19 protein-coding genes and 1 tRNA gene are annotated in these 23,822 nt (G+C 72.5%); 10 read left to right on the top strand and 10 right to left on the bottom strand.

What is annotated here, in order from left to right:
* The first annotated feature begins 3 nt into the window (after positions 1-3).
* Genes KLP28_03440 through KLP28_03430 form a run of 3 tightly spaced genes read left to right on the top strand, consistent with a single transcriptional unit; the run spans position 4 to position 3,142 of the window.
* Complete coding sequence (locus KLP28_03440; GenBank protein QWC85816.1) at positions 4-1,632, top strand: HAMP domain-containing histidine kinase; 1,629 nt, start codon at positions 4-6, stop codon at positions 1,630-1,632.
* 4 nt (positions 1,633-1,636) lie between these two features.
* The gene (gene recO, locus KLP28_03435; protein QWC85815.1) at positions 1,637-2,368 is read left to right on the top strand and encodes a DNA repair protein RecO; all 732 of its coding nucleotides are present in this window, start codon (positions 1,637-1,639) and stop codon (positions 2,366-2,368) included.
* 9 nt (positions 2,369-2,377) lie between these two features.
* Positions 2,378-3,142, top strand: coding sequence for an isoprenyl transferase (locus KLP28_03430; GenBank protein QWC85814.1), 765 nt, complete (start codon positions 2,378-2,380; stop codon positions 3,140-3,142).
* Between the two features lie 180 nt (positions 3,143-3,322).
* Here the strand turns inward: KLP28_03430 and KLP28_03425 are convergent, their stop codons facing one another.
* Genes KLP28_03425 through KLP28_03405 form a run of 5 tightly spaced genes read right to left on the bottom strand, consistent with a single transcriptional unit; the run spans position 3,323 to position 7,000 of the window.
* Positions 3,323-3,736, bottom strand: coding sequence for a transcriptional repressor (locus tag KLP28_03425; GenBank protein ID QWC85813.1), 414 nt, complete (start codon positions 3,734-3,736; stop codon positions 3,323-3,325).
* On the bottom strand, positions 3,723-4,730 hold the full coding sequence (locus KLP28_03420; GenBank protein QWC86774.1) for a metal ABC transporter permease: 1,008 nt from the start codon (positions 4,728-4,730) through the stop codon (positions 3,723-3,725). The genes KLP28_03425 and KLP28_03420 overlap by 14 nt, the downstream gene beginning before the upstream one ends.
* Positions 4,730-5,575 carry an ABC transporter ATP-binding protein gene (locus KLP28_03415; GenBank protein ID QWC85812.1) on the bottom strand — a complete coding sequence of 282 codons (846 nt, stop codon included), beginning with the start codon at positions 5,573-5,575 and terminating at the stop codon, positions 4,730-4,732. Before KLP28_03415 ends, KLP28_03420 begins: the two co-directional genes overlap by 1 nt.
* Positions 5,569-6,636, bottom strand: a complete 1,068-nt coding sequence (locus KLP28_03410; GenBank protein ID QWC85811.1) for a metal ABC transporter substrate-binding protein — start codon at positions 6,634-6,636, stop codon at positions 5,569-5,571. The genes KLP28_03415 and KLP28_03410 overlap by 7 nt, the downstream gene beginning before the upstream one ends.
* 46 nt (positions 6,637-6,682) lie before the next feature.
* The gene (locus KLP28_03405) at positions 6,683-7,000 is read right to left on the bottom strand and encodes an antibiotic biosynthesis monooxygenase (protein ID QWC85810.1); all 318 of its coding nucleotides are present in this window, start codon (positions 6,998-7,000) and stop codon (positions 6,683-6,685) included.
* Positions 7,001-7,138: 138 nt separating this feature from the next.
* On the opposite strand from KLP28_03405, the gene KLP28_03400 reads away from it, so the two are divergent.
* The 7 genes from KLP28_03400 to KLP28_03370 all read left to right on the top strand — a co-directional run bounded on the left by KLP28_03400 (position 7,139) and on the right by KLP28_03370 (position 16,020).
* Positions 7,139-8,551, top strand: coding sequence for a glycine--tRNA ligase (locus KLP28_03400; GenBank protein QWC85809.1), 1,413 nt, complete (start codon positions 7,139-7,141; stop codon positions 8,549-8,551).
* Between the two features lie 153 nt (positions 8,552-8,704).
* Entirely contained in the window at positions 8,705-10,579 is a 1,875-nt protein-coding gene (gene dusB, locus KLP28_03395) for a tRNA dihydrouridine synthase DusB (protein QWC85808.1), read from the top strand.
* 185 nt (positions 10,580-10,764) lie between these two features.
* Complete coding sequence (locus KLP28_03390; GenBank protein QWC85807.1) at positions 10,765-11,823, top strand: hypothetical protein; 1,059 nt, start codon at positions 10,765-10,767, stop codon at positions 11,821-11,823.
* A gap of 240 nt (positions 11,824-12,063) precedes the next feature.
* A complete protein-coding gene (locus KLP28_03385) occupies positions 12,064-13,368 on the top strand; it encodes a deoxyguanosinetriphosphate triphosphohydrolase (GenBank protein ID QWC85806.1) in 1,305 nt (434 codons plus the stop codon).
* Positions 13,369-13,379: 11 nt separating this feature from the next.
* Entirely contained in the window at positions 13,380-15,302 is a 1,923-nt protein-coding gene (gene dnaG / locus KLP28_03380; protein ID QWC85805.1) for a DNA primase, read from the top strand.
* Positions 15,299-15,844 (top strand): hypothetical protein, encoded by a 546-nt coding sequence (locus KLP28_03375; protein QWC85804.1) that lies wholly within the window; start codon positions 15,299-15,301, stop codon positions 15,842-15,844. The genes dnaG and KLP28_03375 overlap by 4 nt, the downstream gene beginning before the upstream one ends.
* Positions 15,845-15,944: 100 nt before the next feature.
* A tRNA-Asn gene (locus KLP28_03370) sits at positions 15,945-16,020 on the top strand.
* 74 nt (positions 16,021-16,094) lie between these two features.
* On the opposite strand, the gene KLP28_03365 is transcribed toward KLP28_03370, so the two are convergent.
* The 5 genes from KLP28_03365 to KLP28_03345 all read right to left on the bottom strand — a co-directional run bounded on the left by KLP28_03365 (position 16,095) and on the right by KLP28_03345 (position 23,791).
* Complete coding sequence (locus KLP28_03365; GenBank protein QWC85803.1) at positions 16,095-17,561, bottom strand: SulP family inorganic anion transporter; 1,467 nt, start codon at positions 17,559-17,561, stop codon at positions 16,095-16,097.
* Positions 17,562-17,847: 286 nt separating this feature from the next.
* A complete protein-coding gene (locus tag KLP28_03360) occupies positions 17,848-18,786 on the bottom strand; it encodes a mechanosensitive ion channel family protein (protein ID QWC85802.1) in 939 nt (312 codons plus the stop codon).
* 3 nt (positions 18,787-18,789) lie between these two features.
* A complete protein-coding gene (locus KLP28_03355; protein ID QWC85801.1) occupies positions 18,790-19,572 on the bottom strand; it encodes a PIG-L family deacetylase in 783 nt (260 codons plus the stop codon).
* Positions 19,573-19,581: 9 nt separating this feature from the next.
* Positions 19,582-22,479 (bottom strand): response regulator, encoded by a 2,898-nt coding sequence (locus KLP28_03350; protein QWC85800.1) that lies wholly within the window; start codon positions 22,477-22,479, stop codon positions 19,582-19,584.
* Positions 22,480-22,558: 79 nt separating this feature from the next.
* On the bottom strand, positions 22,559-23,791 hold the full coding sequence (locus tag KLP28_03345) for an acyl-CoA desaturase (GenBank protein ID QWC85799.1): 1,233 nt from the start codon (positions 23,789-23,791) through the stop codon (positions 22,559-22,561).
* Between the last annotated feature and the right edge of the window lie 31 nt (positions 23,792-23,822).

Genomic DNA, 23,822 nt, shown 5'->3' with positions numbered 1-23,822 from the left:
GACATGCACGACAGGTCCGACCACGATCGGCTCCCGACCGCCCTGCAGAGGCGGTCCAGCACGATCGGGCAGGGCCCCGAGCTGCTGGTCCACCTGCTGATCATGGCCGTGCTCGGGGCCGAGGTGCTCGCGCGGGCGGTCACGGGGGAGGAGCCCGGGGCGCTCGCGCTCGCGGCCGGGGTGGTCGCGGCGATCGACACCGTGCTGATGGCGGCGGCGACGCGAAGCACCCGGGGACCCCGCGCCCAGACCCTCGCCTTCGTCGCGGCCCTCGGCAACCTCCTGGTCTTCGGGCTGCTGCTGGCCGCCGTACCCGATCTGGTCGCAGGGGCCCTGGTGCTCCTCACCCTCGTCTACCTCGGTCGGCTGCGACACCGTGCCGGGGTGCACGCCGCGGCCGGGGGTGTACTGCTGCTCTACCTCGGGCCCTCCCTCATCGCGGGACGCTCGGACGTGGCCGGTGCTGCAGGTCTCGCTGCCGTGGGCCTGCTGCTGGCGCTGTTCGTCGCGGTGGCCACCCGCGCCTGGGACGAGGACCGCGCCCGGCTGGACCGCCAGCGATCGGTGGTCGAGACGCTGATCCAGACCGTCGACGTCGGGCTGGTGCTCATGGACGCCGGGGGACGCTACGAGCTGATCAACCGTCGCCATGAGGAGTTCATCCGCCTCGCCTACCCCGACGGTCGCGACGACGAGGACGGGCCGCTGCCCGGTCACGTCTACGCCGCGGACCGCACCACCTGGCTGCCGCCCGCCGCACGGCCCTCGGTGCGTGCCGCGGCGGGGGAGGAGTTCAGCGGCGAGGTCATCTGCATCGGCCCGCGGGGCTCGGTGCAGCAACGGGCCGTCGCGGTGTCCGCGCGCGCCGTCCACGACGAAGCGGGCGTACGCCAGGCGACGGTGCTGGCGTACCACGACATCACCGAGGCGCTGCGTGCGCTGCACGCGAAGGACGACTTCATCGCGATGGTCTCCCACGAGCTGCGCACCCCGCTGACCTCGATCCTGGGGTACCTCGACCTCGCCCAGGACGCACCCGAGGTGCCGGCGCAGGTCCGCAGCCACCTCGACGTCGCCGAGCGCAACGCCCACCGACTGCTCGGACTCGTCGCCGACCTGCTCGACTCGGCCAGCCACGGCGACAGCAGCATCGAGCTCGCCATGCAGACCCTGCGGCTCGACCGGCTCGTCGCCGAGACCGTCGCCGAGCTCGAGTCGTATGCGCGGGAGCACGACATCGAGGTGCGCTGCGACCTGGAGGAGGTGCCGCCGCTGGTCGGTGACGGGCTGCGCCTGTCCCAGGTCGTCGCCAACCTGGTCTCCAACGCCGTGAAGTACGCCGACAGCTCCCGCGTCGTCGACGTCTCCGTCCGTCGCCACGAGGGTCACGCCCGGCTCGTCGTCGTCGACCGCGGCCGCGGCATGAGCCCCGAGGAGCTCGAGCAGGCCTTCTCGCGCTTCTTCCGGTCGCCGTCGCTGGCCGACCAGTCCATCCAGGGCGTCGGGCTGGGCCTGCCCATCACCCGCACCATCGTCGAGCGGCACGGCGGACGCATCAGTCTCGAGAGCACCCCCGGACACGGCACGACCGCGACCGTGGACCTGCCGCTCACCGTCGACCGGGCAGGCTGAGACCGTGCCCCTCTACCGCGACGAGGCCGTCGTCCTGCGTACGCACAAGCTGGGTGAGGCCGACCGGATCCTCACCCTGCTCACGCGACGCAGCGGTCGTGTCCGCGCCGTGGCCCGCGGCATCCGGCGCACCACCTCGAAGTTCGGTGCGCGTCTCGAGCCCTTCAGCCACGTCGACCTGCAGCTCGCCGAGGGCCGCACGCTGGACGTGGTCACCCAGGCGGTCACCCTGACCCCGTTCGCCCTGCGCCTCGGCGGTGACTACGAGCGGTACACCGCCGGCACGGTGATGCTCGAGACCGCGGGCCGCGTCGTGCCCGAGGAGGGCGAGCCCGCCACGGCACAGCACCAGCTGCTCGTCGGCGCCCTCCGTGCCCTGACCGGCGGGGAGCGTACGGCCACCGAGGTGCTCGACTCCTACCTGCTGCGCGCGCTGGCGACCGCCGGCTTCGCGCCCAGCTTCGAGGCCTGCGCACGGTGCGGCGAGCTCGGCGACCACCGCGCGTTCTCAGCGATGGCCGGCGGGATCCTGTGCACCGGCTGCCGGGTGCCCGGGGCCGCGCACCCGCAGCCGGAGACCGTACGCCTCCTCGGCGCGCTGCTCACCGGCGACTGGGACACCGCCGCGGGTGCCGACGCGCGCCATCGCCGTGAGGCGTCCGGCCTCGTCGCCGCGTACGTCTCCTGGCACCTCGAACGCGGCCTCACCTCCCTGGCCCACCTCGACCGCGGCTAGGTTGCGCCCGTGCCACGTCCCGTCCGCGAACCCCACCCGCACCCGTCCGGGGCCACCGCCCCGAGGCTGCCCGCCGACCTCGTCCCGCACCACGTCGCCGTCGTCATGGACGGCAACGGCCGGTGGGCCAAGGAACGCGGTCTGCCCCGCACCGCCGGCCACGAGCGCGGCGAGCACGCGCTCTTCGACGTCGTGGAGGGCGCGATCGAGGTGGGGGTCAAGGCGATCAGCGCGTACGCGTTCTCCACCGAGAACTGGTCACGCAGCCCCGACGAGGTGCGGTTCCTGATGGGCTTCAACCGTGACGTCATCCGCAGGCGCCGCGACGAGATGCACGAGCTCGGGGTCCGGGTGCGCTGGGCCGGGCGACGTCCGCGGCTCTGGCGCTCGGTCGTCAAGGAGCTCCAGGTCGCCGAGGAGCTGACCGCAGCCAACACCCGGATGACGCTCACGATGTGCGTGAACTACGGCGGACGCGCCGAGCTCGGCGACGCGGCCCGCGCCCTCGCCCAGGACGTCGCCGCCGGCCGGGTCGACCCGGACCGGGTGACCGAGAAGACCCTCGCGCGCTACCTGTACGTGCCCGAGCTCGCCGACGCCGACCTCGTCTGGCGCACCTCGGGCGAGCAGCGGCTCTCGAACTTCATGACCTGGCAGAGCGCGTACGCCGAGTTCGTCTTCTCCGACGTGCTGTGGCCCGACGTCGACCGCCGCGACCTGTGGCGAGCGGTCGAGGAGTACGCGCGGCGCAACCGGCGGTACGGGTCGGCCTGAGAGCCGGACGCGGGGGCGCCGGTCCGTGAACCGGAGACGGCGTGCGACCCAAGCGTCAAGCGGCTTGGCCGCGGCGCGGCCCGGCGGTCGCAACCCCCGGGACGGCCGTGGCCGCGACGCGCCGCCGCAGCGCAGGGCGTACGCGGTCGCAGGGACGCGGATCAGTGCCCCCGCGGCCCCTCAGGCCTGCCCGCAGCTGGCGCAGATGCCGAAGATCTCCAGCGTGTGGGAGACGTCGGTGAAGCCGTGCTCGGCCGCGACCGCGTCGGCCCACCGCTCCACCGCCGGCCCCTCGACCTCGACCGTCTGTCCGCACGCGCGGCAGACCAGGTGGTGGTGGTGGGTCATGCTGCAGCGGCGGTAGGCGACCTCGCCGGACTCGGTGCGCAGCACGTCGACCTCGCCCGCGTCGGCGAGGGCCTGCACGTGGCGGTAGACGGTGGCGAGACCGACGTTGTCGCCGGACCGTGAGATCGCGGCGTGCAGCTCCTGCGCGGTGCGGAAGTCGTCGAAGGACTCCAGGGCGGCGGTGACGGCGCGACGCTGACGCGTGGGACGCCCGCCCCCGTCAGGGCGCTGCTCAGTGCTCGTCATAGTGCTCTCCGTGCGGTGCGTGACGGTGGCCGTCGTGAACGTAGTCCACATGGTCGCCGTGCACCACCGCCGGGTGACCGCAGTCGGGGCCGTGGCGGTGGGGGTGCTCCCCGGTCTCGACGTGCTCCTCGTCGTGGGCGTGGGCCGCCGGGAAGGGCGTCCGGGCGCGCGCCCGTCGCCGCATCACGTAGCCGACCGGCCAGCTCAGCATGAACATCGCCAACGCCAGCAGCACGATCGTCGCGCCGGTGGCCACCTGCGCGTCGTAGGTCACCGACAGCCACGCAGCCACCAGCAGCCCGCCGACCGAGGCGATCACACCGAGCACCACCGCGAGCGCGAGCGTACGCCGGAAGGTCCGCATCACCTGCTGGCTCGTCGCGACCGGCACCACCAGCAGCGCGGAGACGAGCAGCAGTCCGACCGTGCGCATCGCGACGGTGACCGTCACGGCGGCGAGCACCGCGACGAGGAGGTTGTAGCGGCGTACGTCGAGGCCCGCGACGCGTGCGAAGTCGGGGTCCTGGGCGACGGCGAACAGCTGCGGTGCGAGGCCGATGCCGAGGGCGACGACCAGGACGGCCAGCGCGATCGTGAACCACACGTCTGCTGCCGCGAGCGTGGTCAACGACCCGAAGAGGTAGGAGTTCAAGGTGCTGGCGCTCTGACCGTCCAGCCCCGTCAGCAGGATGCCGCCGGCGATGCCGCCGTAGAAGAGCAGTGCCAGGGCCACGTCGCCGCCGGTGCGGCCGCGCTCCCGGATCAGCTCGATGGTGATCGCACCCAACGTCGCGACGACCACCGCCGTCCACGTGGGCGCGAGCCCCGTGACCAGTCCCAGCGCGACCCCCGTCACGGCCACGTGCCCGACCCCGTCGCCCATGAGGGCGAGACGGCGCTGCACCAGGTACGTGCCGACCACCGGCGCAGCCAGACCGGTGAAGACGGCCGCGATGAGCGCGCGCTGGAAGAACTCCAGGGCGAACAGGTCGATCACGGGTGCTCCTCGTGGCCGGACCGGGCCAGGTCGAGCGGGTGGTCGGCGGCGGAGCCGAAGGGGTGCGCGACGTGCGGCAGGTGGTCCACGGGCGTACGCGGTGCGTGGTGGCCGTGGTGGGTCTCCCCGGCCAGGTCGGCAGCCGCGCCCTCGCGTCGGACGCGACCGTCACCGAGCACGACGGCCCGGTCGATGAGCGGCGTCAGCGGACCCAGCTCGTGCGCGACCAGCAGCACGGTGACGCCGCGGTCCGAGAGCCTCTCCAGGGTGCGGGCGAGCGCCTCCTGGTTCTCCGCGTCGACGCCGGCGGTGGGCTCGTCGAGCACCAGCAGGTCCGGACGAGCGGCGAGCGCCCGCGCGATGAGGACGCGCTGCTGCTGCCCACCCGAGAGTGAGGAGACGGGCTCCTCGGCGCGGTGCGAGAGACCCACGGTCTCGAGCGCCTCGTCGACGGCCGCGCGGTCCTCCGCGCCGAGCCGCCGCATGATGCGCCGGTGACCGAGGCGACCCGAGGTGACCACCTCGTGGACCGAGGCCGGCACACCGGAGCCCGCTCCTGCTCGCTGCGGCACGAAACCGACCCGTCGCCAGTCGTGGAAGCGCTCCACCGGCTCACCGAACAGCTCGACCCGGCCCCGGGTGGTGGGCAGCAGCCCGACCACGGTGCGGACGAGGGTCGACTTGCCCGACCCGTTCGCGCCCAGCAGGGCCACGAACTCACCGGACCCCACGCGCAGGTCGATGCCCCGGAGCACGGGTCGCCCCTCCAGGGCGACCGCGACGTCGTCGAGGGCGACTGCGGGCGGGTCGGTGCGCGGGTCGGCGGGGTCGGGGCTCAGCATCCGTTGGCGCGCTCCAGGGCAGCGAGGTTCTCGCGCATCAGGGACAGGTAGTCCTCGTCGGCGGTCTCGTCGGTGAGGCCCTCCAGCGGGTCGAGCACGGCGGTCTCGACACCCGTGTCGGCGGCCAGGACCCGGGCGGTCTGCGGGCTCACGAGTCGCTCGTAGAACACGGTCGTGATCCCCTCCTCCGCGATCAGGTCCTGCAGCCGCGCCAGGTCTCCGGCGGTCGGCTCCGCGTCGGGCGAGATGCCCGTGACCGGCTCGAACTCCAGACCGTAGCGCGTGAGGTAGCCGAAGGCGTCGTGGTTCGTGACCACCACGTCACGCTCGCACCGGGCGAGTCCGTCGGTGTACGCCTGGTCGAGCTCCTCCAGGGAGGCGACCACGCGGTCGGTGTTGGCCTCGTAGGCCTCGGCGCCGTCGGGGTCGAGCGCGGCCATCCGCTCGCCGACCGCCGACGCGAGCTCCGCCATCCGAGCGGGGTCCTGCCAGAAGTGCGGGTCGAGGTCGCCCAGGTCACCGTGGTCGTGGTCCTCCCCGGCGTGCTCCCCGGCGTGCTCGTCGGCGTGCTCGTCCGCGTGGTCCTCCCCGGCGTGCTCGTCCGCGTGCTCCTCACCGTGCTCCTCGCCGTGCTCCTCGAAGGGCTCGAGCTCCACGACCTCGGCGACGTCGAGGGCCACGCCGTCGAGCTGCTGCGCGATCGCGGCGTCGACGGCGGGCTGGAAGCCGGCCTCGTACACGACCAGGTCGGCGGCGGAGACCTCAGAGGTCTGCTGGACGCCGAGCTCGAGGTCGTGCGGCTCGCCGCCGGGTGTGGTCAGGTTGACGACGTCGGCGCGGTCGCCGGCGATCTGCTCACTGACCCAGGCCAGCGGGTAGAAGGCCGCCACCACCTGGGGGGAGCCCTCGACGGGCGCGATCTCCCCCGCGGACGCGCTCGAGACCCCGGTCGTCCCCTCATCGTCGGAGAGTCCCAGTGCTCCGCAACCGGTGAGCGTGAGGCAGCCGGCGGTCACGGCCGTGGCGAACAGGGACAGGCGGGGTGCTCGAGACGTGCGCATGAGCCTCATTCTCAACCGAATGAGAATGAGAGTCAAAACGAGCGGGTCACGTGGCCCGCGGCTGCTCGCGGTTCAGCTCGTGCCCGGGCGCCACGATCTCGTACGCACTCGGCTCGTCCAGGGCGCGCGAGAGCAGCGGCACCGCGCCGAGCTTCACCTCGTAGGACGACAGTGCCCGCCGGTAGGCGCCGACGCTCTCCCAGCGCGTGGTCAGGGTCCACAGCACGGGGTCGTCGACATTGCGGCCCACGTCGCCGTGCAGGTATCCCGGTCGCGCCGCCAGCAGCGCGTGGGCCGCGGCGAGGCCGTCGCGGAAGGTCTCGGCCTCGGCCGGGGGGACGTGGAAGCGGGTCACGACGAGCACGGCACGAGCGTACGGAGGTCGCGGCGCGGCCCGGTGGGCGATCACCTGACGGGACTCGCCTACCCTGGCTCCTCGGCCGACCGGCCGACCGACACCGCCAGCCAGGCGGTGCGCCCCGAACGCCCGAGGATCTCACCAGTGGCCAAGAAAGCCCCGTCCACCCTCGACCAGGTCGTCTCGCTCGCCAAGCGCCGGGGGTTCGTCTTCCCGTGTGGCGAGATCTACGGCGGCACCCGCTCGGCCTGGGACTACGGACCGCTCGGCGTGGCGATGAAGGACAACATCAAGCGTCAGTGGTGGCGCTCGGTGGTGCAGGCGCGTGAGGACGTCGTCGGTCTCGACTCCTCGGTCATCCTGCCCCGCGAGACGTGGGTGGCCTCGGGTCACGTCGGCACCTTCTCCGACCCCCTGACCGAGTGCCAGAGCTGCCACAAGCGGTTCCGCGTCGACCACATGCAGGAGGCGGAGGCAGACAAGCGCAGCGCGAAGTCCGACGAGGAGGTCGACCCCGACTCGATCGACATCGCCGAGCTGGCCTGCCCGAACTGCGGCAACCGCGACACCTGGACCCCGCCGCGCGAGTTCAACATGATGCTGAAGACCTACCTCGGCGTCATCGAGGACGAGTCCGGGCTGCACTACCTGCGTCCCGAGACCGCGCAGGGCATCTTCCTCAACTTCGCGAACGTCGTCACCACCGCTCGCAAGAAGCCGCCGTTCGGCATCGCCCAGATCGGCAAGAGCTTCCGCAACGAGATCACCCCCGGCAACTTCATCTTCCGCACCCGCGAGTTCGAGCAGATGGAGATGGAGTTCTTCGTCAAGCCCGGCGAGGACGAGGAGTGGCACCAGTACTGGATCGACGAGCGCACGCGGTGGTACACCGACCTCGGCATCAGCCCCGAGAACCTGCGACACCTCGAGCACCCGGCCGAGAAGCTCAGCCACTACTCAAAGCGCACCGTCGACATCGAGTACCGCTTCGGGTTCGCGGCCGGCGAGTGGGGAGAGCTCGAGGGCTTGGCGAACCGTACGGACTTCGACCTCAAGAGCCACTCCGAGCACTCCGGCACCGACCTGTCCTACTTCGACCAGGCGGCCGACGAGCGCTACACGCCGTACGTCATCGAGCCGGCGGCGGGCCCGAATCGCGCGATGATGGCGTTCCTCGTCGACGCCTACACCGAGGACGAGGCGCCCAACGCCAAGGGCGGTGTCGACAAGCGCACCCTGCTGCGGCTCGACCCGCGACTCGCCCCGGTCAAGGCCGCCGTGCTGCCGCTGTCGCGCAACGAGGACCTCACCCCCAAGGCCAAGGGGCTCGCGGCCGAGCTGCGCCAGCTGTGGGACGTCGACTTCGACGACTCCGGCGCCATCGGACGTCGCTACCGCCGCCAGGACGAGATCGGTACGCCGTACTGCATCACCGTCGACTTCGACACCCTCGAGGACGATGCCGTGACCATCCGCGACCGCGACTCCATGGAGCAGGTGCGCGTCGGTCTCGGGCAGGTGCGCTCCTGGCTCGGCGAACGCCTGCTGGGTTGCTGAGGTCACGCGGGCGTCGACGTTGGTCGACTCGACCGCGTTGGGCACAATGACGCCCGTGACGACCCTCGTACGCGCCTCCGCCTCCCGCCCCCGCGTCCGCCTGCGCGCCCTGGCGCTGACCGCCGCGGCCGTGATGCCGCTGGTGCTGGCCGGATGCTCCTCGGAGACCGACCCCGACGCGGACGCCACCGGCTCGGGCTCGGTGTCCCCGACGCCGTCGGAGGCGGCCGCCGCGCCGACACCGACCGGCTTCGAGGTGCCGGAGGGCGTCGAGCTGACCGAGCCCGGCAGCGAGCTGAGCCTCGGGGAGGCCGCGCAGGTGGCCGTGGAGCCGAGCCGGGCGCGCGGCACCGTGCTGTCGATGACGGTGGAGGAGATCCAGCGCGGGCGCACCGAGGACCTCAACTCCTACGTGCTCACCGAGCGCGCCGAGAGCGCGACGCCGTACTACGTCGACGTCAGCGTCACCAACGAGGGCCCGGGCAGTCTCGGCGACTTCGCCGTGCCGCTGTTCGGTCAGTTCGACGACACGGCGCTGGTCAGGAACACCACCTTCGCGACCACCTTCGACCGCTGCCCCTCGACCGCGCTGCCCCGGCAGTTCGGTCCCGAGCGGACCGTCGAGCGCTGCCTGGTCTTCCTGGTCCCCGACGGCGGCGACCTGCAGGGTGTGGCCTTCGCGCGCGCCGGCTCGGACCCGATCGCCTGGTCGGGCTCCATCACCCCACCCCCGGACCAGACCGGCAACGGCAACAACGGCAATGGCGGTGGCAACGGTGGCAACGGCGGCAACGGCGGCAACGGCGGGGGCGGCAACGGGTGACCTCGGTCCTGGCACCTCCCGGGTCCGACGCGTCGCACCCCGCACCGGCCACGCCCACGCCCACGCCGGCAGGGCTCCCCGGTCCGCTCCGCCTGGGTACGCTGGAGATCCCCACACCCGTCGTGCTCGCCCCGATGGCGGGCATCACGAACGCCGCGTACCGCCGGCTCTGCCGTGAGTCCGGAGCAGGTCTCTACGTCTGCGAGATGATCACCAGCCGCGGCCTCGTCGAGGGCGACGAGACCACCCGGTCGATGCTGGTCTTCGACGAGCTCGAGGACGTGCGTTCGGTCCAGCTCTACGGCACCGACCCGCACTACGTCGGTGAGGCCACCCGCATCCTCTGCGGGGAGTACGGCGTCGCCCACGTCGACCTCAACTTCGGGTGCCCCGTCCCCAAGGTCACTCGCAAGGGCGGGGGAGCCGCCCTGCCGTGGAAGGCGGATCTCCTCGCCGCGATCCTCGGCTCGGCGGTCGAGGCGGCCGCGGCGTACGACGTGCCCGTCACCATGAAGACCCGGCTCGGCATCGACGCCGACCACCTCACCTACCTCGACGCCGGTCGGGCCGCCCAGGAGAGCGGCGCCGCCGCCATCGCGCTGCACGGGCGCACCGCCCAGCAGGCGTACGCCGGACACGCGGACTGGGAGCCCATCGGGGAGCTCGTGTCCGCCCTGGACATCCCCGTGCTCGGCAACGGCGACATCTGGGAGGCCGAGGACGCGCTGCGGATGACGCGTACGACGGGCGCGGCCGGCGTCGTCGTCGGCCGCGGGTGCCTCGGCCGCCCCTGGCTGTTCCGGGACCTCGCCGCCGCGTTCGCCGGCGAGGAGGTGCAGGTGACCCCGCCGCTGGGCCACGTCGCCGACACGATGCGTCGCCACGCCGAGCTGCTGGTCCGTCACACCGGCAGCGAGGAGCGGGGCTGCAAGGAGTTCCGCAAGCACGTCAGCTGGTACCTCAAGGGCTTCCCGGTCGGCAGCGAGGCCCGTCGCGAGATGGCTCTGGTCTCCACGCTCGCCGAGCTCGACGCGTGGCTCGCGACCCTGGACCGTGCTGCGGAGTTCCCGCGGTCCGAGCTCGGCACCCCGCGTGGGCGCCAGGGCAGCCCCCGACGGCGCGTCGCCCTGCCCGAGGGATGGCTGGACGACCGCGAGACGCCCGGACTGGACGCCGAGGACCTGGACTCCGGCTCCGGCGGCTGACCCTCCACCGCTGCGCCGACACCTCACCCGGACGTGAGGCGCGCCACTCCCGACCCCCCTCGAGTAGCGTCCGTTACCAATCCGTGATTGATTGTCGGGCGTTCCGGCCCACCTCGCCCCGGCCCCCGGCCGCGGCCGCGAGCGGAACCCCGTCCTGTCATCGACACCCCGAGGTGAGTTCCTCCGTGCCCCGGTACACCCCCAAGCACCGCGCCGCCGGCAACCCGCTGCGCGACGCCCTCGTCCCCGACGCCCTCGCCGGCACCTCACGCACCGCCTCCCGCGCTGCGATCTCCGCCGCCGTCACCCTCCCGCTCGCGACCGCCGTGCTCGGTGGCGGCACTGCCGCGTACGCCGACGACAGCGTGGGCAGCACGGGCGCCGCCGCCCAGTCCGCGTCCCTCCTCGTCCGCCCCGACAGCAGCACCGCGCTGCCGCCGGCGTACGCGGACGTCCGCACCCTCGTCCCCGGCGCCCAGGTCGCCGAGCCCGAGCTCGCCCCCCAGCCGGGACTCGTCGTCCGCGGCGGCATGGAGCTCGAGCCCCGCACCACCAGCCCCTCACGGTCCAGCGAGCGCGACGCCGCCGGCCCCGAGGTCGCCGCCACCAAGGTCGAGGACAAGCGCTGGGCCCGCGAGGACGTCAACCTGCGGCTCGGTCCCGGCGAACGCTTCAAGGCGGCGGGCGCACTCGACTTCCGCGACGGCGTCGGCGTCACCGGCTTGACCTCCGGCAAGTGGCTGCAGGTCAAGCGCGAAGGACGCTCGATGTGGGTCCACCGCGCGTTCATGGCCAAGGAGCGCCCGCCCAAGCCCGAGCCCGTCGTGGTCGAGAGCACCGGCACCAGCGAGTCCACCGAGTCCGCCACCTCCGGCAGCAGCGCCGCGCCCGCGTCCTCCGGGGTCTGCTCCAACGGCACGTCGGTCTCCGGCGGCGCCAACGTGATCGCCGTCCACAACGCGATCTGCGCGGCGTTCCCCTCCATCACCAGCTACGGCACGTACCGCGCCGACTCGACCTACCACGCCACCGGCCGCGCCATCGACGCCATGGTCTCCGGCGACCTCGGCTGGCAGGTCGCCGAGTACGTCCGCGCCAACGCCTCATCCCTCGGCGTCTCCGAGGTCATCTACGCCCAGCAGATCTGGACCGTCGAGCGGTCCAGCGAAGGCTGGCGCCCCATGGAGGACCGTGGCTCCGCCACCGCCAACCACTTCGACCACGTGCACGTGAGCACGTACTGATGGTTCGTCCTTCGGCCTCACTGTTGCTGCGCTAGGGACCTCGTCTTCCTCCCTGCGCGCGAACGCCGCCACCACGACTTCGTCGGGTGGCGGCGTTCGTGCTCGTCCGTCCAGACGAGGTCGCGCTCCGCAACGGGTCACACCCTGTGGCTCGGTGGTCGAGGTGCGAGACGATGGCCGAGCCGCGAGATCCCGTGAGCCGAGGTGCACGCCGGAGCACCCCGGTAGGGTGCGTGCGCCATGGGTGAGCGCTGGGACCATCTCTACTCCGAGGCCGACCGTGCGCGCCGCGTCGCCGAGCCCGTCAAGCGGGTCGACGCCCCCGAGCGCACGCCCTTCGAGCGCGACCGCGCCCGCGTGGTCCACTCCGCCGCCCTGCGACGCCTCGCCGACAAGACACAGGTGCTCGGGCCGCACCGGGACTTCGTACGCAACCGGCTCACCCACTCCCTCGAGGTCGCCCAGGTCGGCCGCGACGTCGCCCACGTGCTCGGCTGTCACCCCGACCTCGTCGAGACCGCCGCCCTTGCCCACGACCTCGGCCACCCGCCGTTCGGTCACAACGGCGAGGTCGTCCTCGCCGAGCTCGCCGCGACCTGCGGCGGCTTCGAGGGCAACGCCCAGACGCTGCGCCTCCTCACCCGGCTCGAGGCGAAGTCCGTCGACGCCGACGGCGCCTCCGCCGGCCTCAACCTGACCCGCGCCACCCTCGACGCCTGCACCAAGTACCCCTGGACGCGCGAGGCGGCCTCACCCCCGACCATGCGCCACGCCGACGGGTCACCGCGGGGCGTGCCGAAGTTCGGGGTGTACGACGACGACCTCCCCGTCTTCGCCTGGCTGCGCGACCGCGAGCCCGCCACCCGTACGTGCGTCGAGGCCCAGGTCATGGACCTCGCCGACGACGTCGCCTACAGCGTGCACGACGTCGAGGACGGTGTCGTCGCCGGCGGCATCGACCTCACCGTGCTCGACGCCGCCGACGCACGGCAGGCCGTGTGGGAGACGGTGCGCGACTGGTACCTGCCCGGCGCGGCGGACGACCGGCTCGAGGACGCCTGGGCCGCCCTGCGCGCCGTCGGGTCCTGGCCGGAGGCGACCTACGACGGCACCCGTCCGGCCCTGAGATCCCTGAAGAACCTCACCTCCGACCTCATCGGCCGCTTCTGCGGGGCCGTGGAGAGCGCGACGCGCGAGGCCTACGGCGACCGACCCCTCGTACGCCACGACGGCGACGTCGTCGTCCCCGGTGCGACCCTCACCGAGATCGCCGTGCTGAAAGGCGTCGCCGCGCACTACGTGATGAGTGCCCCCGAGCGGGTGGCCACGATGGAACGCCAGCGGCAGCTGCTCGCCGAGCTGCACGAGGCGGTGTCCGCCGGCGCCCCGGACACCCTGCTTCCCGACCTCCGTGAGGACTTCGAGGCCGCGACCGACGACGCCGCCCGCGGCCGGGTGGTGCTCGACCACGTCGCCTCCCTCACCGACGGGGCCGCCGTCCACAGCCATGGCCGGCTGACCGGTCGGCCCACCTCACGGCCGTAGACTCACCCCTCGTGGCACAGGGGCGGATCCGCAGCGAGGACATCGCCGAGGTGCGTGAGAAGGCGCGCATCGACGAGGTCGTCTCCGACTACGTCACGCTGCGCAACGCCGGGTCCGGTGCGCTGAAGGGTCTGTGCCCCTTCCACGACGAGAAGTCGCCGTCCTTCCACGTCACGCCCTCGCGCAACCTGTACCACTGCTTCGGCTGCCAGGCCGGCGGCGACGTCATCAGCTTCGTCATGGAGATCGACGGGCTCACCTTCACCGACACCGTCGAGCAGCTGGCCGGCAAGTACGGCGTGACGCTGCGCTACGAGGAGGGCGGGCCCACCCCCGAGCAGCGCCGCGAGGCGTCCATGCGACCGCGCCTGCTCGAGGCCCACAAGCTTGCCGCGGAGTTCTACGCCGAGCAGCTCGCGAGCCCCGACGCGCTGCCCGCCCGCCAGTTCCTCGCCGGTCGCGACTTCAACCGCGACGACGCCGAGCACTTCGGGGTCGGTTTCGCCCCCACCGGCGGACGCGACCTGGTGGCACACCTGCGGGCGAAGGGCTTCGACGACGACGAGCTCATCACCGGCAACCTCGCCAACCGCGGTCGCTACGACCGCTTCCAGGGTCGGCTCATGTGGCCGATCCGCGACACCTCCGGCTCCACGATCGGCTTCGGGGCCCGCAAGCTCTTCGACGACGACCGCATCGAGGCGAAGTACCTCAACACCTCCGAGACGCCCGTCTACAAGAAGTCGCAGGTGCTCTACGGCCTCGACCTGGCGCGCCGTGAGATGGCACGCACCCGCCAGGCCGTGGTCGTCGAGGGCTACACGGATGTGATGGCCTGCCACCTCGCCGGCATCACCACCGCCGTCGCGACCTGTGGCACCGCCTTCGGCGAGGAGCACGGCCGCGTGCTGCGCCGGCTGCTGCTCGACCACGAGGACAACCGCGGGGAGGTCATCTTCACCTTCGACGGCGACGAAGCAGGTCAGCGGGCGGCACTGAAGGCCTTCGCGGGCGACCAGCAGTTCGCCTCCCAGACCTACGTCGCGGTCGAGCCCTCCGGCATGGACCCGTGCGACCTCCGCCAGGCACAGGGCGACGCGGCCGTACGCGAGCTCGTCGCCCGTCGCGAGCCGCTCTACCGCTTCGTGCTCGGCAACGTGCTGCGCCGCTTCGACCTCGACCGGGCCGACGGACGCATCGACGCCGTCCGCGAGGCCGCACGCCTCGTCGCCTCGGTCCGCGACCGGTCGAAGGTGACCGCGTTCGCCCAGGAGATCTCCCGCCTCGTCGGTGCCGACGTGGAGACCAACCAGGTGCTCGACGAGGTGCGCCGCGCGCAGCGTCGCGACGACGCGGGCGAGAGCGCCCCGGCCCCGGGAGCGCCGCGTACGCCGCCACGCACCGGTGGCCAGGACTCCGGGCCCGCAACCGAGGCGCCGCCCGTCCAGGCATGGCCCGACCCCCACCTGCAGCGGTTCGCACTCGAACGCGAGATGCTCCGGCTGGTGCTGCAGGCCCCCGCCGTCGCCGCGGAGCACACCGTCGAGCTCGACGCCGCCGACTTCACCCACCCGCTGCACGCCATGGTCTGGCAGGCCGTCGCCTCGCTCGGCGGGCCGGCCGCTGCGGGAGCGACCGAGTGGGTGCACCAGGTGCGCGCACGCACCACCGAGCAGGTCGTCTCCGGTGAGGTCGCGGCGCTGGCCGTGGAGCCGCTGAAGCTGCGCGGCGAGCCGACGGGCCGGTATGCAGCCCGCCACGCGCTCGGACTCCAGGAGCTCACGACGGTCCGACGCATCACCGACCTGAAGTCACGGCTGCAGCGCACCAACCCGGTGACGCAGCAGGCCGACTACAACCGCATGTTCGGCGAGCTCGTCGCTCTCGAGCAGGCGCGCCGTGCGCTGCGCGAGCAGGTCGTGGGGGAGGCATGAGGCCCCCCTGGAGCCCGTGGCGACGCGACACGGCCGCGCCGCCGCGTGACGTGCTCGACGCGGGCGGGGTCCGCAGCCGTGAGGTGATGGCCGCGGCCCCGAGCGGTCCGCTGTGGCTGGTGGCGACGCGTACGCGCCTGCTGCTCCTGGCCGCGGTCGGTGACGGCGAGCAGCGCACGGTCGAGCTGCTCCGCGACGTCGACTGGGTCGACCTCGACCTCGCGGACTGGGAGGCCGAGCAGGAGCGCCTCACGATCGTGCCGTCGGACGCCACCGTCGCTCCGTGGACGGTCGACCTGGCCGCGACCGACGCCAAGGACCTGCTGGTGGTGGTGCGCGAGCGCCTGAGCTCGACGATGGTCCTGGAGCGCCACGCCTCCCTCGACGGTCGCCGCGTGACCGCGGTGGGACGTCGTCGTACGCCCGCCGATCCCGTGCAGTGGCGCGTGCGCTACGCCGAGGGCACCGACCCCGACGACCCCGACGTACGCCGCGCCGCCGCGCGCCTGCTGGCGAGCGCCCAGGATGAGGTCGGGGGCTGAGGTCGGGCCGGAGCAAGGGCTGGGGCTGGGGCTGGAACCGGTTCGCGGGGGCGGGTGGCTGCTTGCTACGATTCATCGGCACCGCGCGAGCCGCGGTCATTCCCCTGTAGCTCAATTGGCAGAGCATTCGGCTGTTAACCGGAGGGTTGTTGGTTCGAGTCCAACCGGGGGAGCCACCCAGGGCCCGACACCGACGCCTCGCGTCGTGGTCGGGCCCTGTCTCGTCAGGAGCACCGCGCGTCGGCGCGGGTCAGTGGCTGCCGAGGCGTCCCGAGAGCCTGTCGTGCATCGACAGGCTGGCCTCGTTCAGGCCTTCGATGTGCACGTGCTTGCCGCGCGTCGCGTACGAACCCCGCACCGCGTCCAGCGCCGCCACGGTCGAGGCGTCCCAGACGTGGGAGTGCGTGACGTCGATGACCACCCGGTCGGGGTCCTCGTCGTAGGCGAAGCGCGTCGCGAGGTCGTGGCTGGAGGCGAAGAACAGCTCGCCGTGCACGACGTACACCGCCTCGGTCGCGCCGCCCTCGACCTCGACCAGCCGACGCTCGATGCGCACCTGCGAGGCCATCCTCCGCGCCAGGAGGCTGGTGGCCACGAGCACGCCGGCCGCGACGCCGAGGGCGAGGTTGTGGGTGAGGACGGTGACCGCGACCGTGGTCAGCATGACGGCGGTCTCGCTGCGCGGCATCCGCCGCAGCGTGCCGGGCCGGATGCTCTGCCAGTCGAAGGTGCCGACCGCGACCATCAGCATGACGGCGACGAGGGCGGCCATCGGGATGGTGGCCACGACGTCACCGAGGCCCACCACGAGAGCGAGCAGGAAGGCGCCGGCGAGGAAGGTGGAGATGCGGGTGCGGGCCCCCGAGGTCTTCACGTTGATCATCGTCTGGCCGATCATCGCGCAACCGCCCATGCCGCCGAAGAAGCCGGTGATGACGTTCGCGGCGCCCTGGCCCCACGACTCGCGGCGCGGGTCGGAGGAGGTGCCGGTGACGTCGTCGACGATGCGCTGCGTCATCAGCGACTCCAGCAGGCCGACCATGGCGATGCCGAGCGCGTACGGCGCGATGATCTGCAGCGTCTCCACCGTCCACGGGATCGACGGGATGCCGAGCGTGGGGAGGCTGTCGGGCAGCGCGCCCTCGTCGCCGACGTCCGGCACGGCCACCGACGCCAGCACGGTGAAGAGCGTCAGCGCGACGATCGCCACGAGCGGTGAGGGGACCACGGTCGAGAGGCGCGGCACCAGCACGATCGCGGCGATGCCGACGGCGACCATGGGGTAGACCAGCGCGGGCACGTCGACCAGGTACGGCAGCTGCGACATCGCGATCAGGATCGCCAGGGCGTTGACGAAGCCGACCATCACCGATCGAGGGACGAAGCGCATCAGACGCGCCACCCCCAGCAGACCGAGGACGATCTGGATCGCCCCGCCCAGCACGACCGCGGCGATGAGGTAGTCCAACCCGTAGTCGCGCGAGAGCGGTGCGACGACGAGGGCGATCGCCCCGGTCGCCGCCGAGATCATCGCCGGGCGACCCCCGAGGAACGCGATCGAGACCGCCATCGTGAACGAGGCGAACAGACCGACCCGCGGGTCGACGCCCGCGATGATCGAGAAGGAGATGGCCTCGGGGATGAGCGCGAGCGCCACGACCAGGCCGGCCAGCACCTCCGTACGCAGGGCACGGGGTGACCGCAGCGCCTCGCGCACGGTGTGGACCGGAGCCGGTGTGGCGGGCTCGACGGGCAGGTCGATGTCGGGGACGGCGTTGCTGATGGTGACTCCTCCGGGCGGACACAGCGGTGCGCCCTCGTCTGCGGTGAGAAGAACGGGGTGGCACGGCGTGGACCTGAACGGTCACCGCCTCCGGCGCGAGCTGAGTCGCACCATCGCGGTCACCGAGACTACGTCGTTCACACCGCACCGGCCGAGTCGAGCCCACGTGTGATCGGACACGTGGGCGTCGACCCCGTCCGACCCCCCAGCCCCGGCCCGGTCAGCCCGCGCGCAGGCTCCCGCCCGGCGTCAGCTCGCCGGAGTCTTGCACCGCGGCCTTGAACGACGGGGTCGCCTGCAGCGCCACGATGTCGCACGGCATCTCCACGCCGGCCTCGTCGAGGCGCTTCTTGACGGCGATGATCGCCGCCGACAGGGCGACTCGGGAGGAGTGCTGGTCGGGTGCGCACCAGAAGCGCACGTCGATGTCGACGGTGGAGGTGTTCAGCTCGACGACGAGCGCCTCGGCGTCGCGGTCGTGGTCGACCTCCTCGACGCCTGTCAACGCGCCGAGGATCAGGGCGCGCGCCTCCTCGGCGTCGTTCTCGTAGGCGATGCCGACGACGAAGTTCTGTCGCCGGTTCTCGAAGTGCGTACGCACCGTGATCGTCGCCTTGTAGACGTCCCGGTTGGGGATGAGCACCAGCTGGCCGTCGAAGGTGCGCAGCCGCGTCTCGCGGATGCTGATGGCCTCCACGGTCCCCGAGACCTCGCCGACGTCGATCTGGTCACCTGACCTGAACGGCTGGCGCAGGATCAGCAGCAGGCCCGAGAGCAGGTTCTCGAGGATGTCCTGGAAGGCGAACGCGGCCGCGACGGAGAAGAACCCGAGACCGGCGAGCATGTTGACCGGGCTCACCGAGGGGAACAGCATCACGATCGCCGCGGCGACCAGCAGGAGGCTGACGAACCAGCCCACGAGCTTGGAGATGACCCGGGCGAAGCTCGGGGTCTGCCGCGGCTTGAAGTAGGCGTGGAGCCCGGCCGCGACGAGCTTGCCCAGGGCGTACGCCAGCACGAGCAGCACCAGCGCGGCGATGACGCGGGTGAGCAGGAGGTCGAGACCGCCCATGAGGTCCGAGAGCCGCTCGACGACACCGGCGGAACCGCCCCCGGCGCCGGTCCCGTCCGCGACGCGGAAGAGCAGGAAGTCGACCATGACTCAGCCTCCCCAGCCGGTGTCGAGCAGCTCGAACGCCACGGCGTACCGCGTGCCCAGCCGCTGGCCGCTCTGCCGTGCCATGCCCTCGAGGAACTCCTCGGGGTCGAAGTCGTCCCAGCCCAGCCCCTCGATGTAGGCGCGGTGCTCCTCCAGGCTCGCCACGCCCGCAGCGAGGTGGTCGGTCACGTCGACACCGTGCCGGGCCTGGGGGGAGGCCGAGACGAGCACGCCGCGTACGCCGTCCCACTTCTCGAGGTCTCCGTCGGCGAGCTGCTCGGGGAAGACCCAGCGGTTGCCGGCGTCCCGGACCGCGTCGACGAGCGCCTTGCCGACGGCGATGTGGTCGGCCTGGTTGAGGTTCGTGCCCCCGAAGGTCTCGCGGTGGTTGATGGTGACGGCGACGTCGGGGCGGTGCTTGCGGACCACCGCGCAGATCTCGCGGCGCAGCGCGACGCCGTACTCCAGGATCCCGTCGGGGAGGCGCAGGAACTCGACCTCGTCGACACCCACGACGCGTGCGGAGGCGATCTCCTCGGCCTCACGCACCTCACGGCACTCCTCGGGGTCGAGACCGTCGATGCCCGCCTCACCGGAGGTGACCATGCAGTAGACGACCCGCTTGCCCTGCGCCGTCCACCGGGCGACGGCGCTGGCGGCGCCGTACTCCATGTCGTCGGGGTGCGCGACCACGCACAGCGCGGTCTGCCAGTCCTCCTCGACCGCGGTCAACGGGGGAGGAGCGTCCTGCTCGGTCGGCTCCGTGGGCTCGTCCGTCTCGGCCATGGGCCGCTTCTACCCCGATGTCGGGCCGGGCACCCGGGTCGCCGCCACGAGCGCGACCAGTCCGCGGCGCACCGCGAGGTCGAGGGCCGCCAGCGCCTTCAGCCCGTCGGCGCGGTCCCCGGGCGGGTCGTTCTCCATCGCTCGCGCCACCTCACCGACCTCGCGCAGGCCGATGTTGAGCGCTGAGCCGGCGAGCTTGTGGACCACGAAGCGGAACCGCTCGGTGTCGCCCGCCTCGAAGGCCTCCCGCGCGGCCATCACGGCTGCGGGGGCGCTGGCGCCGATGTTCTCGACGGTCCGGTCGAGGTAGGACCAGGCGGGCTCGTCCATCATCCTGAGCTCGGCCAGGCGTCCCTCGTCCAGCACGGGCATCGCCGTGGGCGGCGCGGAAGGCTCCGCGAGGTCGACGGGGACCGAGGGCGCGGGGATCGACGCGGCGATCGACGCGGCGATGTCGCCGCGGGCCGTCCCGTCGGTCCACCGGCTCACGGTGCGGGCCAGCAGGCGCAGGTCCACCGGCTTGACCAGGCAGTCGTCCATGCCGGCGGCCAGGCACTGCTCGCGCACCCCCGCCACAGCACCTGCGGTCAGCGCGACGATCGGCGTCCGGCGGGCTCCGGCGTGACGGGCTCGCAGGGCCCTGGTCGCGGCGTAGCCGTCCATGCGCGGCATCTGCACGTCCATCAGCACGAAGTCGTGGCGCTCGGGGTCGAAGACACGGACGGCCTCCTCGCCGTCCTCGGCGATGTCGACGGTGTGGCCGAGCACCTCCAGCAGGCGACGCGAGATGACCTGGTTGACGTCGTTGTCCTCGACCACCAGCACACGGCGCGAGGGCCCCGAGGCGGGGAGCTCTCCCGCCGCCCGGGCGGGAGCGAGGCCCCGGACGGCCTCCGGCGCGTTCTCGACACCGGACCGCGCGAGGTCCAGCGCATCGCCGAGCGCCACCGTGGTGGCGGGTTTGACCAGCCTGGCGGTGCCCGGGCGGTTGGCCAGCAGGGTCGCCACGACGGGCGAGTCGGGCGCGAGGACCACGAGCGGCACCTCGGGGGGCAGCGCCTGGAGCAGTGCGCCCACGGCGGCCTCCGCCCGGGTGGCCTGCAGCGGTAGGTCGACGACCAGCGTCGCCCGGTCGTCGCCCTCGTCGCCCTCGCCGTGTCGGCGGGTCCTCCGCAGCGCCTCGACCGGGTCCGCGTCGTCGTCGAGCGCGGTCACCTCGGCGCCGTGGTGGGCCAGCTGCCAGGAGAGCAGGCGGCGACGCCGCTCGCCCGGACCGGTCAGCAGCACCGGAGTGGGGCGTGAGCGTCCCTCGCTCGCGGCCGGTTCGTCACGGTCGAGGACGACCTCGGCGGTGAAGGTGCTGCCGCGCCCCGGTCGGCTCACGGCGGTGACGTCGCCGCCCATGGACCGCGCGAGCCGCCGCGCGATGGACAGGCCGAGGCCGCTGCCGCCGTGGGTGCGGGTCGTCGAGGCGTCGGCCTGGGTGAAGCTGTCGAAGAGACCGTCGAGGACCACGGGGTCGATGCCTGCCCCGGTGTCGCGCACGGCCACGGACAGGCGGACGCGCCCGTCGTCGTCGCGGGCCGTCACGGCGACGTCGATCTCGCCGGAGGGAGTGAACTTCACCGCGTTGGAGACCAGGTTCGTGACGATCTGCGCGAGACGTGCACCGTCGCCGCGCAGCGAGGCCGGCACCTGCGGTGCGCATGCGGTCGTCAGCTCCACGCCGCGCGACCTGGCCTGGGCCCCGAGCATCACGGCCGCCTTCTCGACCGTCTCACGCACGTCGAGGGCGGTGTTCTCGAGCACCAGGCTGCCGGCCTCGACCCGACTCAGGTCGAGCACGTCGTCGACCAGACCGATCAGGGTCGTGCCGGCGTCACGGACGCTCTGCACGAGGCGACGCTGGTCGGCGTCGAGCTCGCTGGCGCCCAGCAGCTCGGCCATGCCGAGCACCGCGTTCAGCGGCGTGCGGATCTCGTGGCTCATCACCGCCAGGAAGTCCGACTTCGCGCGCGAGGCGGCGAGGGCCTGGTCGCGGGCGGCTGCCAGTGCCGCCTCCGCGCTCTCGCGCTCCAGCACCCGCTCCAGCTGGGTCGCGGCCCGTCGCGCCACCTCGGTGGTGAGCTCCTGCTGCTCGGTCCGGACGTCGCTGTGCAGGCCGACCACGGCGTAGACCTCGCCCGCCAGGCGCAGCGGGAAGGCGAGGTCGGTGAGGGCCTCGTTCCACACCACCTCGCCCGAGCGCCACGCCCGCTCGGCCAGCGCCACCTCTTCGGGGCCCGGATCCTGCTCGGGCAGCAGGCTCGGCACCTGCATGGTCACCAGGCCGTCGGGGGCGGTGCGGTGGGCGTACACCTCACCCCACGCCGGGTCGGCCAGCACGATGGGGCGCAGGGCGACCAGCGCCTCCTCGAGCGTTGTCGCCTCGTTCGCCACCGTGGCGACCGCCTCGCTGGTGACGTTGACGATCACCTGCTTCTCGAGCTCGATCTCCAGACGCCGGGTGACGGTGACGTCCTGGATGGTGCCCCAGCGTCGAGGCAGACCGTCGACCACGTCGAAGCGCGAGCAGCCGCGGACCCACCGCCACGCCTGGCCGTGCGGTCCGGGGTCGCCGTCGGGGATACGGACGACGTACTCGGCCTGACGGCCGTGGGCGCGGGCAGGCAGCACCTGGGCGCGCAGCGCCGGCTGGTCCTCCGGGTGCACCACCGACATCCACGCCTCGGGGCCCGCGGCCACGACCTCGGGAGGGAAGCCGAAGAGCTCGGTCAGGCCCTCGGCACCGACGACCTCGCCGGTGACGGGGTCCTCGGCCCAGCTGACGAGGCTCGCCATCCGCTGCCCCTCGGCCATCGTGCGGTGGCTGCGGGCGAGGTCGTCCTCGCCGCGTGCTGCTCCCATGTGTGTGACCTCCTCGTCACATTCTGGCCGCGGGAGCGAGGACGTGTCAGGCGGATCGCCGGTTCTCCGGCGGCGCAGGTCAGGCGGCGCGGCCCCGCGCGTCCTGCACGTCCGACCCCGGGGACGCGAGGCGGGTCACCTCGGCGAACCGGCGTACGCCACGACGCGGTGACAGCGAGCCGAGCGCGCGACGGGCGCGGCCGGTGCGCTCCTCGACGAAGCTGTTCGGCAGCGACAGGCGCACGACCTTGGCCCAGGCGGACGCGACCTGCTTCGGCAGCGGACCGGTGACGTAGGGCAGGTCGTAGTCGCTGAAGATCTGCTGCACCTGCGGGGCGATCTCGGCGTACCGGTTGCTCGGGAGGTCGGGGAAGAGGTGATGCTCGACCTGGAAGGACAGGTTGCCCGTCATCAGGTGCATCGCCTTGGAGCCGGAGATGTTGGCCGCGCCGAGCATCTGGCGCAGGTACCACTCGCCCTTGGTCTCGCCCTCGATCGACTTCTTCTCGAAGGTGGAGACGCCCTCGGGGAAGTGACCGCACATGATCACCGAGTGGGTCCACAGGTTGCGGACCAGGTTGGCGACCACGTTGGCCGTGAGTGTCGTCGGCGCCGAGGGACCCGACAGCAGCGGGTGCACCACGTAGTCCTTGGTGGCCTGGCCGCGGATCTTGCGCAGGACCTCCTTGTAGCGACGCGTGAAGTCCGGGTCGTTGCGACGTTCCTTGGTCGACAGGTTCTTGCCGAGCTCGAGGTCGTAGGCAGCGATGCCGTACTCGAAGAAGCAGGCGTTGATGAAGTTCCAGAGCGGCTGGGCCAGGTAGAACGGCACCCAGCGCTGGTCCTCGTCGACGCGCATGATGCCGTAGCCGAGGTCGTTGTCCTTGCCGACGACGTTCGTGTACGTGTGGTGCAGCACGTTGTGGCCGTGCTTCCACTGCGACGACGGCGAGGCGTTGTCCCACTCCCAGGTGGTCGAGTGGATCTTCGGGTCGCGCATCCAGTCCCACTGGCCGTGCATGACGTTGTGGCCGATCTCCATGTTCTCGAGGATCTTGGCCACCGACAGCCCGGCCGTCCCGAGCAGCCACGCCGGCGGGAAGAGCGAGGCGAGCAGCACGACGCGGCTGCCGGCTTCGAGGCCGCGCTGGGCCTTGATCACCCGGTGGATGTACGCCGCGTCGCGCTCCCCGCGGTCGGCGATGACGTCGGCTCGGATCGCGTCGAGACGGCGGCCGATCTCCTCGACGTCCTCGGGGGTGAGGTGCGTGGTGGGGTCGGCGTCGGCGGGCTTCTTCTGCAGGACGGTCATGGTGCTCCTCGGGTGGGGGCGGGTCGTGGGG

This window comes from Nocardioidaceae bacterium (assembly GCA_018672315.1).
In the GTDB taxonomy this organism is placed as follows: domain Bacteria; phylum Actinomycetota; class Actinomycetes; order Propionibacteriales; family Nocardioidaceae; genus TYQ2.
The sequence above is the reverse complement of the archived record's forward strand: the minus strand, read 5'-3'. Positions and strand labels throughout refer to the sequence as shown.

Coding starts and splice junctions, on each gene's coding strand:
- KLP28_03375 (QWC85804.1), top strand. CDS start 15,299: ATGAGGCCCCCCTGGAGCCCGTGGCGACGCGACACGGCCGCGCCGCCG.
- KLP28_03350 (QWC85800.1), bottom strand. CDS start 22,479: ATGGGAGCAGCACGCGGCGAGGACGACCTCGCCCGCAGCCACCGCACG.
- KLP28_03425 (QWC85813.1), bottom strand. CDS start 3,736: ATGACGAGCACTGAGCAGCGCCCTGACGGGGGCGGGCGTCCCACGCGT.
- KLP28_03360 (QWC85802.1), bottom strand. CDS start 18,786: ATGGTCGACTTCCTGCTCTTCCGCGTCGCGGACGGGACCGGCGCCGGG.
- KLP28_03415 (QWC85812.1), bottom strand. CDS start 5,575: ATGCTGAGCCCCGACCCCGCCGACCCGCGCACCGACCCGCCCGCAGTC.
- KLP28_03385 (QWC85806.1), top strand. CDS start 12,064: ATGGGTGAGCGCTGGGACCATCTCTACTCCGAGGCCGACCGTGCGCGC.
- KLP28_03345 (QWC85799.1), bottom strand. CDS start 23,791: ATGACCGTCCTGCAGAAGAAGCCCGCCGACGCCGACCCCACCACGCAC.
- KLP28_03440 (QWC85816.1), top strand. CDS start 4: ATGCACGACAGGTCCGACCACGATCGGCTCCCGACCGCCCTGCAGAGG.
- KLP28_03410 (QWC85811.1), bottom strand. CDS start 6,636: ATGCGCACGTCTCGAGCACCCCGCCTGTCCCTGTTCGCCACGGCCGTG.
- KLP28_03355 (QWC85801.1), bottom strand. CDS start 19,572: ATGGCCGAGACGGACGAGCCCACGGAGCCGACCGAGCAGGACGCTCCT.
- dusB (QWC85808.1), top strand. CDS start 8,705: ATGCTCCTCGGAGACCGACCCCGACGCGGACGCCACCGGCTCGGGCTC.